Origin of the sequence: Amycolatopsis palatopharyngis (assembly GCF_003385185.1) — a bacterium.
Taxonomy (GTDB): domain Bacteria; phylum Actinomycetota; class Actinomycetes; order Mycobacteriales; family Pseudonocardiaceae; genus Amycolatopsis; species Amycolatopsis palatopharyngis.
The window spans coordinates 19,133-36,774 of sequence record NZ_PQHZ01000025.1; the positions used below are offsets into that span (position 1 = coordinate 19,133).

Sequence of the window (17,642 nt, forward strand, 5' to 3'; positions counted from 1 at the left end):
GTTTTGCCTGGTTCAGGCCAGAAAACTTAAGTCCGAGAAAAGCAAAAGTGTCCGGTGATCTGGGTCACCAGACAGTCACCAGTGGAACGTCATGTGCCGGAACTGCGGCCAGAGTTCACTCCACGGGGCGAGCCTGCCGGTGCAGAGCCAGAGCGCCACACCCTGGCTGCCGTTGTTGACGCCGCGACCGTTGTCGATGGCACCGACTTGGCGTGCATCGGCGAAGTACTGCTCGAGGCGCTGCGGGCCGGACCCGACGAACAGGGTGTCGGTCGCGGTCTCCGGCGGCCTCCCGAAATACCAGTAGCCACGACTGCCACTGTGTACCTCCGGCAGCCCACGGTCCCTGGCGAACTTGCTGATGGCCGAGGCCTGCCAGTAGGTGTCGGTGACGATCGCCGTACGGGCGCGCTGCTCGGCGGGCAGCGCCAGGTATGCGTCGGCCACGTCCCCTGCGACCTCCGGCCAGCCGAACTCCTCCAGCGCCATGTTCATCGGGCTGTAGGGCTCGCCGGCGTATTCCTCCACCGGGGTCACCGGAAGCCCGCTGATCGCGACCGCGGCGGAGACCGCGTAGGCCGGGACGAGTGTCCAGCGCATCCAGCGGGCGTTCAGATGGCGGGCCAGTTCCACCGAGCCGGCGGCGAAGCACAGCGCGAACAGGCCGCCGACGTAGTAGGGGCGGCCGGAGTTGAGCCAGAAGAGCGCCGTCACCGCGAGCACGGTCCAGCCGAGGAAGCGGTAGGGGCGCAGGCGCGCGGCGCGCAGTAGCCACCAGGTACCGAGCACGAACAGGACCGCTCCGACCACGACACCGGCCTGGTGCAGCGCCATCGGCAGGAAGGTGAACCGCCCCCCGGCGAAGGCGACCTCGTCGGCAACGGCCCGGTTCATCTCCAGTTGCGGCCAGCCGTTCGCCGCCTGCCAGAGCAGCGTCGGCACGGTCGCAGCCACGGCGACGGCGGCGCCTGCCCACAGCAGCGGTTTGCGCAACAGGTCACGCGGGCCGAACACGAGCGAGGTGATCGCCACGGCCACCCAGAACACCGGGATCAGGAACTTGGTCTGCAGCGCCAGCGCGGTGACCAGGCCGGTCATCAGCAACAGCCGGTCGTCCGGGTTGCCCTGCTCGCGCAGCCGGACCCATCGCACCAGCAACCACACGATCACGGTCCAGAGGAAGGCGTCCACGGTGTGGGTGGCGACGATATGGCCCGCACCGGCCAGCAGGAACGGCGAGCAGGCGAAAGCACCAGCGGTCATCAGTTGCGGCAGACGACCGCCGCCGAATTCCCTCGCGGTAAGCGCCGCGACCACGACGCCCGCCCCGGTGAGCAGGACCGGTAACAGACGGAAGCCGAGAACCGAATCCGGCGAGATCGTGTCCATCAACAGTGCGAGCAGGGGCAGCATCGGCGGCTGGTCGGCGTAGCCCCACTCGAGGTGCCTGCCCGCCGCGATGAAGTAGAGCTCGTCGCCGTGATAGCCGTACCGCCCGGCGAAAGCCAGCAACACGGCCATGGCGAGACCGGCGACGATCAGCACCGGAGCGCGTGCGAACGTGGGCACGACCTGCCCACTGAACGAGGTGCTGAGCCGCTGGTCCGCCAACCGACCGGCAGCAGCGGCTTCCGTGGCATCGGTCACGATGTCGGCCTGTCCTCCGCTGCTCGGCTGAAGCTCCGGGAGCGGATGACCGGCACCCGTTCCCGCAGACCACCGTAGCTGCCCGCGGGTTATGGCCGGCCGACCGGGCTTGGGTGCGGCTACTCCCATTCCCAGCGCACCCCGAGCACACCTGGGGCGATGTCGCGGGCCACCCGGTGCACCCACCGGCCAGGTGTGAGAGTCAGTTCCCCTTCGGCCGCCGTGTCGCCGTACTCCCCGTCCTGGGTGAGCGCGAAACACCGCACGGGGACCGCTTCCTCGGCGAACCGGACACCGAGGACATAGGTGTCGCCGGGATAGCGGAATCCGCGGCGGTAGTCGGCGCTGGGAATCGGCGAACTGATGGCGAACTCGTAGTCGAACAGGTGTGTCTCCCCCGCTCGCAGCCTGCGGTCGAAAAGCAGTTCCATGGCGATGACGGCTGCCTGCGGATGCCTTCGTACCCGGCCCAGCCTGCAGTTCTCCTTGGCGGTCGGCACGATGTCGCGTGCCTGACTGCCCGGCTCAGCGCAGTAGACCGCCAGAAATCGGTCCGGGTCGTCGTCGACGGCGCGCACGACGACCCTGGTCCGCACCGAATAGATGGCCCGGTCGGGGCCCACTCGGACCCGGTCCTCCTGGCAGAACACCCGCATCTTCCGGTCGGACGGACCGAGAACGGGCTCGATGGTCTGGGCCAGCGCCGAAGCGGGTTCGAGCAGACCGTCGTAGTGGCGGGCCACACTGGTGCCGCGGGTCCACCTGCCGCGCGGGCGGGGCGGACCGAGCAGCATGGCCAGCGTGTGCGCGGGAAGGCCGAGAATGTGCTCTATGGCCCGCACGGCACGCAGGGAGTCGGAGCGTTCGGGCCGGCTGCGGCCCTGCTGCCAGTAGCTCAGACTGGCTCGGCTCACCCGGATTCCGCGCTGGGCCAGCCGGTGCTGCAGCGCCTCGAGAGTGAGTCCGCTCTGCTCGATCGCGGTCCGCAGCGCCGTGTGAAACGGACCCGCGCGCAACAGGCCCAGATCCGGAGAACGTGCTCCCACGCCGCCCCGGGCATGCGCCTGTGACGGTGGATGCGACACGACACCTCCCGGGCAAAATGCCGAACTCTGTGGAACAACACAGTTTTGGTTTCGACGTTCACGGTTGCGGGCACGATCGCCTGCCGATTCGAGCAGGTCACCTGTGCCCGTCCACCGAAGCGCCGTCAACAGTATTCGGCGCGGTGTTCAGCAGGCACAAGCGCCGTTAGTAGCGGGTATTGACGCACCGGAAGCCAGCGGATTGCCTGCGTCGGCAATCCCTGCTCGTGCTCCCATTTTCCGGAGGACAAAGATGTTCACGGCACTGACGGCACAGACGGCAAAGACCGCGACCAGAAGACGGATTCTCGCCGCGGCGGCCACGTTCGTCACCGCGACCGGACTACTCGCCCTGCCGACGGCCACGGCCGAGACCGAGAGACAGCGAGACCTCGCCGAGTCGGTGCGCTCGACGATGCTCGCGGAGCGTGGTGCGACCGCGCGAGAACAGTACGAGGTCACATCCTTGGACGAGCCGCTGGTGGAACCGACGCGGATCAGCGAGACCGGCTGGGCGTTCGGCTCGACCACCATTCCCCTTCCAGCTGTCGAACACGCCGCACCGGAGTCGGCGCTGTTCGTGGCCAGACGGGGTGGCCGGGGATGGGAGGTAGCGCTCGACGGGACAGCCGATTTCGTTTCCCTGGCAAAGCGTGCTCCCACCGAAATCGTCAGCGAGGGCGAGAAGACACTGTTCGCCCAGAATTTCGCGGCCAGGAACAACACCGCTGTTGCCGACACCGGGCTGGGGCTGCCCTGGGCCACCGGGGTGGCCTGGTGGATGGGTGGTGGTCCGCATGGCAACAGCGGTAACAGCAGGCCGTTCAGTTCGATCGACTTCAACGGCGGCGACGGACGCGTGCTCGCGGCCGGGGAGGGACGGGTGTACAAGAGCTGCGTCCGAGGGCGCAGCGCACTGGTGAAAGTGTTACACCCCAACGGATACAGCACAACGTACTACCACATGTACGACCTGACGAACCTGCCCGACGGTAGCGCCGTGCGAACCGGAACCTACCTCGGGCACATCGGCAACGAACTACCGTGCGGCGGTTCGAGTTCGGGTGCGCATGTGCATTTCTCGCTACTACGCGGCGACACCCATGTCAGCGTGAACAGGATGACCATCGGCGGCTGGACGTTCTACGAGGGTTCGGCCGCCTACGGCGGATACGCGCTGCGCGGCGGTGACCGGGTCAACCGCGGCGGCAGGCTCACGAACTACGGCGGCGGGAACGACACTCCGAGCCTGCCTACGGGAACGGTGAACGGCGGCCGGTACAGCAGTGTGAACCTGCGCTCCGGCCCCAGCCTCGATCACAACATTGTCGGCACGGTGGCCAACGGCGAGGTGGTCCGGATTTCCTGCACGGCCAGAGGCGGTGTCGTCAACGGAGTCTGGGGCAACACCGATCTGTGGAACAAACTGGACACTGGCGGCTGGATCAGCGATGGCTTTGTCGACACTGGCTCGAATGATCCGGTGGCGCCGGCGTGCACTTGAGGTAAGCGCGGATCGCGCGGGCCTACCCCCGGCCGGGCAAGTTCCCGTCCGGGGGTGGACCTTTGAGTTCAGAACGGCGTCGGTGTCTCGTCTGGAGGGTCAACGGACCGGGTGCAGCCGCGCGGCCTCCGACGCCTGTCCGTTGTGGACCTTCGCGATGATGGCTCCGGTGGTTCGTTGATGGGCTGGATGGTTTTGGTGTAGGTGCGTCCGGTGGGGGTGGTGATGGTCGAGATCCCGGTGTCGGGGTCGTGGGTCAGTGTCCAGCCGGGTTGGTCTTTCAGGTAATGGTCGCGCTCGCACTTCGCGCCACCGTTACGGTCCGCGGTGCGGCCGTGGTGGTGCCACTCCCGCAGATGGTCGTAGTCGCAGCGATGCGCCGGACGGTGACACCCCGGCGTCGTGCACTCCCGGTCGCGAACCTGAACGAGCTCGCGCAGAAACGCACTCGGCCGACGCCGCGTCCGGCCCAGATCCTTGACCGCACCGGTGGCCGGATCGGTAAGGACCTTCCGCCAGGCGCTGTCGGGGCGAGTCATGATCTCCCGCGCGATCGGTCCCGGAATCGGGCCATAACCGGACAGCTCACACCCGTCGTCGGACATCATCAGGACGGTGTCGATCGGCATGTGCAGAAACACCAGTGCCCCACGCACCGGAGCATCGACACCCGGGTCGCGGCCGTGCAGCAGATCGGCCAGGACGTCCGCCCGCAACTGCTCCAGCGTCCGCTCATCACCGGCGTTACGCAACGTACGGGCCATCCGGTCGACGCGGGCGTAGGCCGACGCCGCGACCTCCGCCGGCAGGTCCGCGGACAGGGTCGCCATCGTGTCCTCGCGGGGCGTCAGCTCCACCTTCCGACCCGTGCGCGCCTTGCGGGCCCGGGCGGTCTGCCCATCCGGGTCGATCGTCCGCACCAGCCGACGCGCGGCCCGCACCAGCGACGATGGATCGGTGAACCCCAACCGCCCCGCCGCGAGCTTCCCAGCCAGCCGCTCGTCGACCTCCCGCGCCTGCTCATCGGTCAACGCCGCGCTGGCCTCCACGACCTGCCCTGCCGGGTAACCCTCGATGTCGCCGGCCTCCATCGCCGCCAGCAATCTCGGCATCCGGGCCACCAGACCCATACCACGTGCAACTCGGTTCGCGGCCTGGTTACGGGAGATACGCAGTTCCAGCGACGCCTCCACCGCCACCGACTTGTCCCCACCCCGGAGGCGATCCAACCGAGCCAGGGCGCGAGCCTCCAACGCGTCGGCCCGCGCCCGCATCCGGCGCGAGACCGCCAACGCGTCCACCAACTCGTCATCGCCCAACCCGGAGAAATCCACACCGGAGCGCGCGGTGAAACGGTGATCCGCCCACTCCTCAGCGGTGAACGGCGGCGGGTCCACCACACCAGCGGGCAGGAACATGATCCCCGCCTCGCTGCCGACCTGCACGAATTCCGTCACCCGACCAATATCTCGAACAAACGTTCGAGAGGCAATCGCTCGATGGTGGAGGATCTGCGCTCACATGTTGATCATGTGTCCGGCCAGCCCGTGTACGGCTTCCTTCACCGCCTCGCCAAGGGTCGGGTGGGCATGGACGTTGCGGCCGACCTCGTGCACCGTGAGGTCCCACTGCTGGGCCAGGGTCAGCTCGGGCAGCAGCTCGGTCACCTCGGGTCCGATCAGATGTGCGCCGAGGAGCTCGCCGTACTTGGCATCGCTGATGACCTTGACGAATCCGACGGTGTCGCCGAGGCCGTGCGCCTTTCCGTTGGCGGAGAACGGGAACTTCGCCACCTGCACATCGAATCCCTGGTCCCTGGCCTCGGACTCGGTCCAGCCGAAGCTGGCGATCTGCGGCTGGCAGTAGGTCGCCCTCGGGATCATCTGGTAGTCCAGTTCCATGGTCTCCGCGTCGGCGATCGTCTCCGCTGCAACGATCCCCATGGACTCCGCGGCATGCGCCAGCATCAGTTTCGCGGTCACGTCACCGATCGCGAAGATGTGCGGCACGTTCGTCCGGCACCGCGCGTCCACATCGATGGCACCCCGCTCGGTCAGCCGGACACCGGCCGCTTCGAGCCCGAATCCCTCGACCCGCGGCTGGAAACCGATGGCCTGCAGCACCTTGTCCGTCTCGATCTTCCGCTGTTCGCCGTCCTTGGACACGGTGACGACCACCCTGTCGCCGGTGTCGTCGATCGACTCCACCCGCGTGGACGTGAGCACCTCGATGCCCAGCCTCCGGTAACGCCGTGCGAGCTCGGCGGAGACCTCCTCGTCCTCCAACGGCACCATCCGGTCCAGGAACTCGACGATGGTCACCTGCACGCCGTAGTTGTGCAGCACGTAGGCGAACTCGACACCGATGGCACCCGCCCCGGCGATGACGATGCTCTCCGGCAGCTCGGCGTCGAGGATCTGCTCCTCGTAGGTCACCACGCGCTCGGACAGCGACGTGCCCGGCAGCAGCTTCGTGGTGGCGCCGGAGGCGATGATGCAGTGGTCGAAGGTCACCGTCTCGGTCTCACCGTCCGCGTTCCGCACTGTGATCGTGTTCGCGTCGGTGAAACTGCCCCAGCCGTTGAACTGCGTGATCGCGTTCTTCTTCATCAGGAAGTTGACGCCCTTGACGCGACCGTCGGCCACCTTGCGGCTGCGCTGGTACGCCGCGCCGTAGTCGAAGGTCACCTGTCCGTCGACCTGGATTCCGTAGGTGCGTGCCTCGTTGTGGAACAGGTGGGCCAGCTCTGCGTTGCGCAGCAGTGCCTTGGACGGGATACACCCGACGTTCAGGCAGACCCCGCCCCAGAACCGGCCTTCGATGATCGCGGTGTCGAAACCCAGTTGCGCGGCTCGTACGGCGGCCGTGTAACCACCCGGACCGGAACCCAGCACCACCACGCCGAAATGTTCGCTCATGTCCGCCGATTATGCCGCCTCGGCGCCCGGTTACGCAGCAGGCGGGGACTCTCCGCGCACCTCTGCGAGCAGCTCGGTGACCGCGGCCATGACCCGCGCGTTCGCCTCTGCGACCGCGCTGCTGGTCGGGCGCGGGCCGGCCAGATCGGACAGGTCCACCGGCGGTCCCGCCACCAGGGTCACCGAACGCCTCGGGAAGACCTTGGGCAGTTTCGCGTCCGGCGGCAGCAGGTGGTGCGTGCCCCAGTTGGCCACCGGAACGACCGGAACGCCTGTGGTGAGCGCCACTTTCGCCAGCCCCGCCTTGCCCTCGCTCGGCCAGCCGTCGTCGCGAGTGGAGAACCCTGCCTCCGGGAACACGACCACGCACTCGCCGTCCCGCACGGCGTCCACCGCCGCCTTGTAGGCGAGGTAGGCGGCCCTGGCCCCGGCATCGCGTTGCACGGGGATGTGCTTGCCCGAACTCATCACCGAACCCACGACCCGGCCCGACCACAACTCCGACTTCGCGAGATAACGAGGCACCCGGCCACCCGCGAGACAGAAGGCGGTCATCGTGACCGGGTCGGCGAAGGACAGGTGGTTCGACGCCACCAGCACTCCGCCGTCCTTCGGCAGGTGTTCGGTCCCACGGAAGCGCAAGCGCGCCCCCAGCACCAGCAACGGCCAGATGAGGTCGATGGCGAAGCCGAACCACCGGCCGCGCTCCCTGCGCGGGAAGCGCAGTCCGAGCCGCATCGCCTGTGTCCTGGTCAGGGGTGATTTCTCGGGGTTGGCGGCGTCAACATTCAGCTTGACCCAGCGGAACCGGGGTCTGCGCAGCAACAGCATGTGCGGAATTCGTCCGTTGGTGGTGGGTGGATGGGACGCTATCGGTCGGAATCGGCCTCGACGGGCCAGCCGGCCAGCTCACGCACAACACGTTGCGCGCGGACCAGTCCCGGGAGTTCGGCCGGGTCCAGCTCGCCGCGCTCGGCGCCGTGTTGCGCCTCGGCGAGTTTCGCCAACAGACCGGCGACATCGACGGACGACTGCTGCGACATCTTCCTCATCCCCTCGGACAGCTGGGCGACGGTGTGTGACGAAGCGGTTGCAGAAGAAGCGGTGGCCTGAGAACCGACAAGCGTGTTCCACGTTAGCGGCCCTGGCAACCGAACACCCTCCCGGGGCATCGGCCGCGGGAGGGTGCGTTCGTCGTCCGGCTCAGGAAGCGCGTTCCAGGATGACCACGGGAATCTCCCGATCGGTCTTCTTCTGGTACTCGTCGTAGTCCGGCCAGACCGACACCAGCCTCGGCCACACCGAGGCCTTCTCCTCGCTGTCGGCCGTACGTGCCCTCGCGGTGAACTTGTCCGCACCGACCTGCACGCCGACCTCGGGGTTCGCCTGCAGGTTCAGGTACCAGCCAGGGTGGGTGTCTGCGCCGCCCTTCGATGCGACCACGACGTGATTGCCCTCGTGTTCCTGGTAGATCAGGGCGAACTTGCGGTCCTCACCGGTTTTGCGCCCCTTCGTGGTCAGGATCAGGACAGGGGCACCCTTCTCCCAGATGTGCCCGACCTCGCCGTCGGTCTCCTCGTAGCGCCGAACGTGCTCGTCACCGAACAGCATGGACCTTCCTTTCAGCCAACTCGTGAGAACTCAACTACCCAGCCACGCTACTGCGACGAACCCGCTGCCCGCTGCCCGAGCACGTCGGCCAGCAGCGTCGGTTCCACGTTGCCGCCGGAAACCACCACGACCGTGCGGCCAACCGGAAGTTCGGCGGCGTGATCGAGGTACGCGGCAAGTCCGACGGCGCCGCTGGGCTCGGCCACCAGCCTGCCCTTGCGGGCGAGCACCGACATCGCCGAGCGGATCTGGTCCTCGCCGACAGTCACGATCCCGTCGAGCACTGTGCGCAGGTGCGCGAAGGTCAGTTCAGACGGCTGCGAACGCAGGCCGTCGGCCACGGTCCGCGCCCTGTCCTCGATCGGCCAGTCCACCAGCGAGCCGGCCAGCAGGCTCTCCCTGGCGTCACCCGCCAGCTCGGGCTCCACACCGAAAACGGCCGCATTCGGGCACAACGCCCTGATCGCGGTGCCCACTCCGGACGCGAGACCGCCACCGCTGACCGGAATGAGCACGAGTTCCACGTCAGGCAGGTCGGTACCGATCTCCAGCCCGGCCGTCCCCTGCCCGGCGATGACGTCGGGATGGTCGAACGGCGGGACCAGCACACAACCGATCCGCTCGACGATCTCCGCGGCGGCCGACTCCCGCTCGGCGATGGGTACGAGCACGACCTCGGCACCGTAGTCGCGCGTCCGGTCGATCTTGACCTGCGGAGTCACGTCCGGCATCACGATGTGAGCCTTGACGCCGACGGCTCGCGCCGCGTATGCGACGGCCTGCGCGTGATTGCCGCTGGAGTAGGCCACGACGCCGCGAGCACGGGCGTTCTCGTCAAGCCGGGCGATCGCGTTCGTGGCGCCGCGCAGTTTGAAAGCACCGATCGGCTGGAGGCTCTCCGGTTTCAACCAGAGCGGCCGGTCCGGATCGGCCCAGGGACACGGTAGGAGTGGAGTGTGGACGACAGCGTGGCGAATGCGCTCGGCTGCGTCCCGGATGTCCTCGATGTTCACCAGTTGCACGCCACCAGTGTGCCGGAAACGGCAGCCGGATGACGCCGTAAGGAGCGGCGCGGACACGTCCCGGCAGACGTGCCCGCGCCGCTGTCTCGGATGGTTCTCGGACCAGCTCAGAACCGCATGTTGCGCAGATACTCGTAGCTACGGCTCGCGCTGACCAGCGGCTTCGCCGGCCGGTCATGCGATTCTCTCCGTTGAGTAGTCGTTGAAAGCGCTTACTCGGACGTGCCTGATCGCCGGGTATTCAGTTGTGGGCGCAGCTGTACTGATTGTTCGGTGCTACCTGCCGACCTCAGTCGGCAGCGGAGGCGGCCCCCAGGTGGGCCCTGATCTGCTTGGTGGCCCTGGCGAACTCGGGCTCGGCCATGGTCGCGCCGTAGTCCCGGTTCGCCGGGAGATCGACGTCGATCACCCCGGCCACCGTGCCGGGCCGCGCGGTCATCATGACCACGCGGTCGGCGAGATAAACCGCCTCCGCGATCGAGTGCGTCACCAACAGGACGGTCGTGCCGGTCTCCTGCCAGATGCGCCGCAGCTCGACGTTCATCTGCTCTCTGGTCAGTGCGTCCAGGGCGCCGAACGGCTCGTCCATGAGCAGGACCGGGGGCCGGTGCAGCAGCGCGCGGCACAGCGCCACCCGCTGCTGCATACCGCCGGAGAGCTCGTGCGGGTAGGCGTCCCCGAAGCCGGTGAGCCCGGTCATCTCGATCAGCTCATCGGTGCGGCGAGCTGCCTCCTCTCTCGGCATCCGGCGCATTTCGGCCTGTAGCAGGATGTTTCGCCGCGCCGAACGCCAGTCGAGCAAGGCGGCCCGTTGGAACACATAACCGATATCGCGCCGCGGACCGGCCACGGAATCACCGAGCAGCCGTACCTGACCGCTCGACGGCCGCAGCAGCCCGGAGGCCAGTTTGAGCAATGTGGACTTACCGCAGCCGGAAGGGCCGACGATCGCGACGAACTCGCCCTGCTCTACCCGGAGCGTCACGTCGCTGAGCGCGGTCACGTCCTTCCGCTTCGTGCGGAACCGCACCGCGACGTCGTCCAGTTCCACCGCGGCCGTCGTTCCCACGTGTGCTTCGCCCGAGAACTCGGCCCGCTCGGCGGTGCTGTTTCCTGGCCTCATCCGTTATCCCTTCGGTGCCAGACCGGCGTCCCAGTACGCGCTGGGCGCCTCCGCGTTCTCGATCACGCCTGCCTCGGCGAAGATGTCGATCGTCTGCTGCCAGTCGGCCTCGTCGTTGACACCCGGCGCCAAACCTTGCGTGGCCTCGGTGTGCAACAGCTCCAGCGTGCTGGCGAACTGCTCGGAGAGCACCCGGGTGGACGGCAGTTGCTCGGAGGCGCCCTCCATGGCCGAAACCGCGGCGTCCTGGTCGGCCGCGGCCGCCGTCCACGCCTCACTGGACGCGGCCACCATCCGCCGCACGAGGTCCTCCTGGTTCTCCAGCGTCTCCAGGGAGGTGAGCAGCCCGTTGCTGTAGAAACTCAGGCCATGGTCGGCGAACCGCAGGTAGGACACCGGCTTTCCGGCCTTCTCCTGCATAGTCGGCCCCTGGTCGGTGGCGTAGCCGAGCAACGCGTCGGTTTGTCCCGACATGACCGCGGCCATCTTTCCCGCGGCGTCGGTGTTCTGCAGCGACACATCACCCTCGGCGAGACCGTTGGCCTTGAGGAACGCGGGGAAGGTCCGGCTCAGCGCGTCGCCCGCGGTGCTCGCGATGGTCTTACCCTTCAGGTCGGCCGGCGATTCGATGCCCTGCTCGCTGAAGAACTGCACCGAGGAGGGCGTCGTCTGCAGGAAGACACCGACGCTTTTCACGTCAAGTCCCTGACTGACCCCGGCGAGCAGCGCAGGAGTGTCCGCCCAGCCGAAGTCCGTCTGCCCCGCCGCGGTTGCCTGAACGGTCTTCTGTGAGCCCTGGCCTGCCCTGATCTCCAGGTCGATGCCGTGCTCCTCGAAGATGCCCTCGGACTTGCCGTAGTAGAACGGCGCGTGTTCGCCGTAGGGGTACCAGTTCAGCGTCAGGGTGACGCGATCCAGTTGCTTTCCCTCCGAGTTTGTCGTGGTGGCGGGTTCCGACCCACCACATCCGGCGGCCAGCAGCAGCACAGCGGCGGCGCAGGCGGTGACTGCACGAACCTTCATCAACGTTCTCCCTGTCTACATCGTTGTCGTGACGGTGTCCGTGCGGCGACTCGCCTGCCACGGGAGCAGGAGGTGCTCGGCCCACTCCACCACCACGAACAGCAGCACCCCCAGCAGCGACATGACCAGCAAACCGGCGAAGAGCACCGGGGTGTCGAGGTTTCCGTTGGCCTGCAGGATCACGAACCCGAGCCCGGCATCCGCTCCGACGAACTCACCGACCACCGCTCCGGTGACGGCCATCGTGGCCGCGACCTTCAGACCGGAGAAAAGATGCGGTAGTGATGCGGGAAAACGGATCTTCCAGAACGTCTGCGCGGGTTTGGCCCCCATCGTGGCCGACAGTTGCAGCATCTCCGGATCGATCGACTTCAGGCCGGTGACCATCGAGATCACCACGGGGAAGAACGCCATCAGTACCGCGACGACGATCTTCGGGCCCAGCCCGAACCCGAGCCAGACCACGAACAGCGGCGCGATCGCGATCTTCGGAATCACCTGTGCGAACAACAACAGCGGGTACAGCGTCTTCTCGATCGTCGAGGAGTACACCATCACCACGGCGGCGAACACGCCGATCGCCGCCGCGATCACGAAACCGAGCAGCGTCTCGTATCCGGTCGTCCAGGTGTGCTCCCAGAAGTAGTCCGGGTTGGCGGTGATCGCTCCGATGGTGTCCGCGGGCGAGGGCACCAGGTAGGGCTCGATCCACTCCGCCGCGGTCACCAGCCACCAGAGGGCGAAGATTCCGAGCAGGAGCGCGAACGGCCGCCAGACACGCTCGGCGAGGCCGGCCGCGCGCTGGGGCAGGCCGGGCCGTTGTCGTTCGGCCACCCCGCCGGGTGCGCTGTTCGCCGTCCGGTCGAGACCGTCCGCAGGGGTGTGCGTGACCATGACCCTCGCCTCCGCAGGCCCACACTGGCCTGGCACGTTAACCTGATGTCCGGCTCGCCGGAACATCGGGAGACTTCGCTCGTTCGGTGTCGGATGAATGCGCTTTCTGAATGCGCTTTCAGGTAGAGTAGGCATACCCGGTGAACCGGTCAAGGACTTCGTCCCCGGCCCCGGGGACGGCACCTCACTACGCGAACAGAGGACAGGGCGGATGAACGACCGGCCACACGTGACACTCGAGGACGTAGCCCGTGCCGCCGAGGTCTCCCTCGCGACGGCATCCCGCGCGCTCAACGGGACCACCAAGGTCAAGTCCGACCTGCGCGACCGGGTGTTGGCGGCGGCGGCCGAACTCGCGTACACGCCGAACGCGCACGCACAGGCACTGGCCGGCGCGACACACCGCACCGTAGGCGTCATCTGCCACGACGTCAGCGACCCCTACTTCGCCGGGGTGGCCCGTGGAATCATGCGAGTGGCAGGCGAGAACGGCCTGCTGGTGATGCTCGCCAGCACGTTCCGGGATCCGCAGAAGGAGATCGCCTACGTCTCGACCCTGCGGGCCCAGCGGGCGTCGGCGATCCTGCTGATCGGTTCCGGGTTCGAGGACCGCGCCTGGGAACGGGCGCTGGCGGCGGAGATCGATCCCTACCGGCGGGGCGGCGGGCAGGTCGCGGTCGTCAGCAGGCACCGGAGCCTGCGCGTGGACACCGTGCAGCCGGAGAACCGGGAGGGTGCGGCCGCGCTGGCCCGCGCCCTGCTCGCACTCGGGCACCGCCGGTTCGCCGTGCTCACCGGCCCGCGTGCGCTGACCACGGTCGTGGACCGGCTCGGCGGATTCCGGGAGGCGCTCGCGGAAGCCGGGGTGGAACTCGACGAACGGGCCATCGTCGAGGCACCGTTCACCAGGGACGGCGGACACGCCGCGATGAGTGAGCTGATTTCCAGGGGGCTGGAGCCGACCTGCGTCTTCGCCGTCACCGACGTCATGGCCATCGGCGCGTTGACCGCTGCACGCGAAGCGGGACTGTCCGTTCCGGACGATCTCTCCCTCGCGGGATTCGACGACATCCCGGTCGTCCGCGATCTTCTGCCACCACTGACCACGGTCGCGCTGCCACTGGAGAAACTCGGCGAGCGGGCGATGGAGCTCGCGGTACGGGACACCACGAGCTCCCGGAGCCGGATCCTGCGGATGGCGGGCGAGGTCGTCCTGCGCGGCAGCACCGCCCCACCGCCTTCGCCGGCTCGCGACGGCAGCGGCACCCGCGATGCGGAGAACGGTGCGACGCGATGACTCGACCTGACGGCGCGGGCCTCACCGGACTGACCATCGACAGGATCGAGACCTTCGCGGTCGAGCTGCCGACCATCCGCTCGTTCGGGGTAGCCGGTGGCGCGGTCGCGACCCAGGGCACGCCGAGTGTGCGGGTACTGGTGAAGATCAGCGCGGACGGCGTCACGGGCTGGGGCGAGGCGACGCCGATTCCGGCCTGGACCTACGAGACCACCGAGTCGATCGTCACCACCATCGACCGCTACCTGGCACCCGCGGTGCTCGGCATCCCCTGCTGGGATCTAGACGGCGTGACCAGGGCCTTCGACCGGGCGATCAACCGGGGATTCTCCATCGGCGCGCCGCTGGCCAAGGCCGCCGTCGACATCGCGTTGCACGACCTGCTCGGGCGGGCACTCGGCGTTCCGGTCGGCGTGCTCTGGGGTCAGCGCAGGCAGGAGACGGTCGAGCTGGGCTGGATGGTGTCCGGCCAGTCGGCGGGCGAGGTCGCCGACCGGGTCGCGGAGGGCAGGGAACTCGGGTATCGGGCGGTCAAGGTGAAGATCGGCCTGCACGACGAACGGACGGACCTCGATGTGGTCCGCTCGGTGCGGGAAGCGGCACCGGACGCGCCGTTGTGGGTGGACGCGAACCAGGCGTACTCGGCGAGTGCCGCGCTGCGTGTGGCGCGTGAACTCGCCGAACTCGACGTGCACGCCTTCGAACAACCACTGCCCGCGAACGACGTGGCCGGACTGCGCAGGCTGCGAAGGGACTGCGTGGTTCCCGTCGCTCTCGACGAGAGTCTGCGGCACCCCAGCGACCTGGCCACGTTTGTCCGGCTGGACGCCGTCGACATCGCGATCGCGAAGGTCCAGCGCAGTGGCGGCCTCACCCTGTCGCGCAGGCTGTGCGCGCTCGCGCAGGACAGCGGCGTCTCCCTGATGGGGTCCGGGCTGACCGACTCCGATCTGGGCCTCGCGGCGTCGCTGCACCTGTTCGCGGCCTTTGGCATCGAGACCCCGGTGGACCTCAACGGCCGCCAGTTCGTCGATTCGGTCTACGCCACCGGCGAGACCGTGCTGATCAGTGCCGGCTTCGCGAATGTGCCGACGGGGCCCGGCCTCGGTGTCGAAGTGGATGAGCAGGTGGTCCGCGAACTGGCGACCGACGTGCTGACGCGACAGGCGTGCTGAGAACGCCGTCGAGCGGGAACGCTGGCCGCCCGGACGGTCAGAGCCGTCACGTCGTGCGGGTGTGACGAACGTGACAAGATGCTCACCATGAGTACCGAATCGGCGCCCAAGTGGCGAAGACTGGAGCCCGACGAGCGCCGGGAGCAGATCTTCACCTGCGCGGCCGATCTCTTCGGCGAGCGCCCGTACGCCGATGTGTCCACATCGGACATCGCATCCCGCGCCGGAGTGGCCCGCGGCCTGATCAACCACTACTTCGGCACGAAGCGTGAGTTGTACCTCGCGGTGGTCCGCCGCGCCATGACCGTGCCGCACTTCGCGGTCGAGTTGCTGCCGGAAGGTTCGCTCGACCGCAGGGTGGACGCCGCGGTCGAGTGGTTCCTGGACATGATCACCAAACAGGAGAAGATGTGGCTCGCCGCCACCGCACCGGAGGGCATCGGGCGAGACACCGAGGTCGAACGCATCCTCTCCGACGCCGACCGGGAATCGGCCGACCGCGTGCTCGAGGCGGTCGGCGTCGACCCGGACGACGATCGCCGGGACGAACTGAATGCCCTGGTCCGAGCCTATGGCGGGATGGTCAAGGCCGCGGGCAGGGAGTGGCTGGTACGCGGAGCGCTCAACCGCGATGAGGTGCACCTGTTGCTCAGCAGGTCACTTCTCACGCTGATCGGCGACGTGTTTCCGGCAGTACAGCGCGCGCAACGGTAACCAGCGGCGACCCTGTTGGCATCGCGAGTGCAAGCGACACGCGCACGGTAGCCGCACCCGCATGCCGAACGATCATTTGATAAGCGCAAGGTCAGTAGCTGTTAGCGTGACCTCGTGGATCCGAGAACCCCGGTCATCGTCGGCGTCGGCCAGCACACCTGGCGGGACAGTTCTCCCACCTCGCCACGGGAACTGATGCGACTGGCGGTCGAGGCCGCCGTCACCGACACGGGCGCTCCCGGCGTGCTGGGCCGCATCCAGTCGCTTGGCGTGGTGGACAGCTTCTCCTGGGGAACGGCCGACCCGGGCGCACTGCTCGCCGAGGACCTCGGCATCTCCCCCGCCGAAACCCTCTACACCCACACCAGCGGCACGAGCCCACTGGACCTGCTCTCCGATGCGGCGGGCCGAATCGGCGCGGGACAGCTGGACGCCGCGCTGATCACCGGGGGCGAGGCGGTCAAGGCCCTGTTCGGCGGCAGGTACGGCGGTGGGCCGAAACAGCCGGACGGTACGGCGCCGACCCGGATGCTGGGCATCGACCGCGAACCGCAGCACGCGGCGGAGGCTGCCGCGAAGTTGCTCATCCCGGTCGCGTTCTACCCACTGTTCGAGAACGCCATCCGCGCGGAAGCCGGTAGCGACACCGACGAGCACGTGAACTGGCTCGCCGAGCTGTGGGCGGGCTTCGCCGACGTGGCGGCCGGCAATCCGCATGCGGCGATGCGCGAGGCACCGAGCGCGGACGAGATCGCGAAGGCGGGACCGCGCAACCGGATGGCCGCGGCGCCATACCGCAAGCTCATGACCGCGAACATCTTCGTCGACCAGGCCGCCGCGCTGGTGGTCTGCTCGGTGGAGACCGCCCGCGCGGCGGGCATCGCACCATCGAACTGGGTCTTCGTGCACACGACCGCCGCCGCCAACGACCACTGGTTCCCCTCGCAGCGCCCGCAACTGCACCGCTCCCCAGCCATCGCCGCCGTCGGTGAGGCCGTGTTCACACACACCGGCGTCGGTATCGGCGACATCGCCCACCTCGACATCTACTCGTGCTTCCCCTCCGCCGTACAGGTCGCCGCGACGGAACTGGGCCTGCACCGCGCGGATCTCACCGACAGGAGCAGGCCACCGACGACGACCGGTGGTCTCACCTTCGCGGGTGGCCCTGGCAGCAACTACGTGACCCACTCGGTGGCCACCCTGGCCGATCGGCTCAGAGCGGAACCGGACCAGTACGGGCTCGCCACCGCTGTCGGCTGGTACCTGACCAAGCACGCGGCCGTGTTGCTCTCCGGGCGACCGCCCGCCACGCCCTACGCCCACCACGACCGGACCACCGAGGTCTCCCGGTTGCCCCGGCGCGAGATCACGACAGAGGCCACCGGTGCCGCGACGATCGAGACCTACACCGTGGTCTACGGCAGGTCGGGAGAGCCAGAACGCGCGATCGTGGTCTGCGGCCTGCCCGACGGCAGCAGAGCGGTCGCGGCCAGTGAGTCATCCGAGACCATCGCCGCGTTGCTGGACGGCGACCCGCTCGGCACGAAGGTCGAACTGGGGCCGCCAGCGTCGCCGGAGTTCCGCGTCCCCGGCTGACTCCCGCGCCGAACTCGACGAATCACCAGC

Annotated in this window: 16 protein-coding genes; 5 read left to right on the forward strand and 11 right to left on the reverse strand. The window is 68.1% G+C overall.

Features of this window, described 5'->3' with window-relative positions; all coding sequences use genetic code 11:
- Positions 1 to 75: 75 nt before the first annotated feature.
- Positions 76 to 1,521, reverse strand: coding sequence for a glycosyltransferase family 39 protein (locus D0C15_RS19330; RefSeq protein ID WP_116047547.1), 1,446 nt, complete (start codon positions 1,519 to 1,521; stop codon positions 76 to 78).
- A gap of 245 nt (positions 1,522 to 1,766) precedes the next feature.
- Positions 1,767 to 2,732: a helix-turn-helix domain-containing protein gene (locus D0C15_RS19335; protein WP_116047416.1), complete on the reverse strand. Its 966-nt coding sequence runs from the start codon at positions 2,730 to 2,732 to the stop codon at positions 1,767 to 1,769.
- Positions 2,733 to 2,985: 253 nt separating this feature from the next.
- Between D0C15_RS19335 and D0C15_RS19340 the strand changes: the two genes are divergently transcribed.
- On the forward strand, positions 2,986 to 4,236 hold the full coding sequence (locus D0C15_RS19340) for a M23 family metallopeptidase (protein WP_116047418.1): 1,251 nt from the start codon (positions 2,986 to 2,988) through the stop codon (positions 4,234 to 4,236).
- 68 nt (positions 4,237 to 4,304) lie between these two features.
- Here the strand turns inward: D0C15_RS19340 and D0C15_RS19345 are convergent, their stop codons facing one another.
- The 9 genes from D0C15_RS19345 to D0C15_RS19380 form a co-directional block, all read right to left on the reverse strand.
- Positions 4,305 to 5,693, reverse strand: a complete 1,389-nt coding sequence (locus tag D0C15_RS19345) for an HNH endonuclease signature motif containing protein (protein WP_245976011.1) — start codon at positions 5,691 to 5,693, stop codon at positions 4,305 to 4,307.
- 60 nt (positions 5,694 to 5,753) lie between these two features.
- Positions 5,754 to 7,154 carry a dihydrolipoyl dehydrogenase gene (gene lpdA / locus D0C15_RS19350; protein WP_116047421.1) on the reverse strand — a complete coding sequence of 467 codons (1,401 nt, stop codon included), beginning with the start codon at positions 7,152 to 7,154 and terminating at the stop codon, positions 5,754 to 5,756.
- A 30-nt stretch (positions 7,155 to 7,184) separates the two neighbouring features.
- The gene (locus D0C15_RS19355; RefSeq protein WP_116047423.1) at positions 7,185 to 7,985 is read right to left on the reverse strand and encodes a lysophospholipid acyltransferase family protein; all 801 of its coding nucleotides are present in this window, start codon (positions 7,983 to 7,985) and stop codon (positions 7,185 to 7,187) included.
- 38 nt (positions 7,986 to 8,023) lie between these two features.
- Positions 8,024 to 8,197: a hypothetical protein gene (locus tag D0C15_RS34190; protein WP_162830151.1), complete on the reverse strand. Its 174-nt coding sequence runs from the start codon at positions 8,195 to 8,197 to the stop codon at positions 8,024 to 8,026.
- 160 nt (positions 8,198 to 8,357) lie between these two features.
- Entirely contained in the window at positions 8,358 to 8,765 is a 408-nt protein-coding gene (locus D0C15_RS19360) for a nitroreductase family deazaflavin-dependent oxidoreductase (protein WP_116047426.1), read from the reverse strand.
- Positions 8,766 to 8,812: 47 nt separating this feature from the next.
- Positions 8,813 to 9,787, reverse strand: a complete 975-nt coding sequence (locus D0C15_RS19365) for a threonine ammonia-lyase (RefSeq protein ID WP_116047429.1) — start codon at positions 9,785 to 9,787, stop codon at positions 8,813 to 8,815.
- A gap of 289 nt (positions 9,788 to 10,076) precedes the next feature.
- Positions 10,077 to 10,910 carry an ABC transporter ATP-binding protein gene (locus D0C15_RS19370; RefSeq protein WP_116047431.1) on the reverse strand — a complete coding sequence of 278 codons (834 nt, stop codon included), beginning with the start codon at positions 10,908 to 10,910 and terminating at the stop codon, positions 10,077 to 10,079.
- A 3-nt stretch (positions 10,911 to 10,913) separates the two neighbouring features.
- Positions 10,914 to 11,933, reverse strand: coding sequence for an ABC transporter substrate-binding protein (locus tag D0C15_RS19375; RefSeq protein ID WP_116047434.1), 1,020 nt, complete (start codon positions 11,931 to 11,933; stop codon positions 10,914 to 10,916).
- A gap of 15 nt (positions 11,934 to 11,948) precedes the next feature.
- Positions 11,949 to 12,827: an ABC transporter permease gene (locus D0C15_RS19380; RefSeq protein ID WP_116047437.1), complete on the reverse strand. Its 879-nt coding sequence runs from the start codon at positions 12,825 to 12,827 to the stop codon at positions 11,949 to 11,951.
- A gap of 211 nt (positions 12,828 to 13,038) precedes the next feature.
- Between D0C15_RS19380 and D0C15_RS19385 the strand changes: the two genes are divergently transcribed.
- The 4 genes from D0C15_RS19385 (at position 13,039) to D0C15_RS19400 (ending at position 17,612) form a co-directional block, all read left to right on the forward strand.
- Positions 13,039 to 14,124: a LacI family DNA-binding transcriptional regulator gene (locus D0C15_RS19385; RefSeq protein WP_116047440.1), complete on the forward strand. Its 1,086-nt coding sequence runs from the start codon at positions 13,039 to 13,041 to the stop codon at positions 14,122 to 14,124.
- The gene (locus tag D0C15_RS19390; protein ID WP_116047443.1) at positions 14,121 to 15,299 is read left to right on the forward strand and encodes a mandelate racemase/muconate lactonizing enzyme family protein; all 1,179 of its coding nucleotides are present in this window, start codon (positions 14,121 to 14,123) and stop codon (positions 15,297 to 15,299) included. The genes D0C15_RS19385 and D0C15_RS19390 overlap by 4 nt, the downstream gene beginning before the upstream one ends.
- A gap of 87 nt (positions 15,300 to 15,386) precedes the next feature.
- The gene (locus D0C15_RS19395) at positions 15,387 to 16,013 is read left to right on the forward strand and encodes a TetR/AcrR family transcriptional regulator (protein WP_116047552.1); all 627 of its coding nucleotides are present in this window, start codon (positions 15,387 to 15,389) and stop codon (positions 16,011 to 16,013) included.
- Between the two features lie 114 nt (positions 16,014 to 16,127).
- Positions 16,128 to 17,612 carry an acetyl-CoA acetyltransferase gene (locus tag D0C15_RS19400; RefSeq protein WP_116047445.1) on the forward strand — a complete coding sequence of 495 codons (1,485 nt, stop codon included), beginning with the start codon at positions 16,128 to 16,130 and terminating at the stop codon, positions 17,610 to 17,612.
- Positions 17,613 to 17,642: the final 30 nt, after the last annotated feature.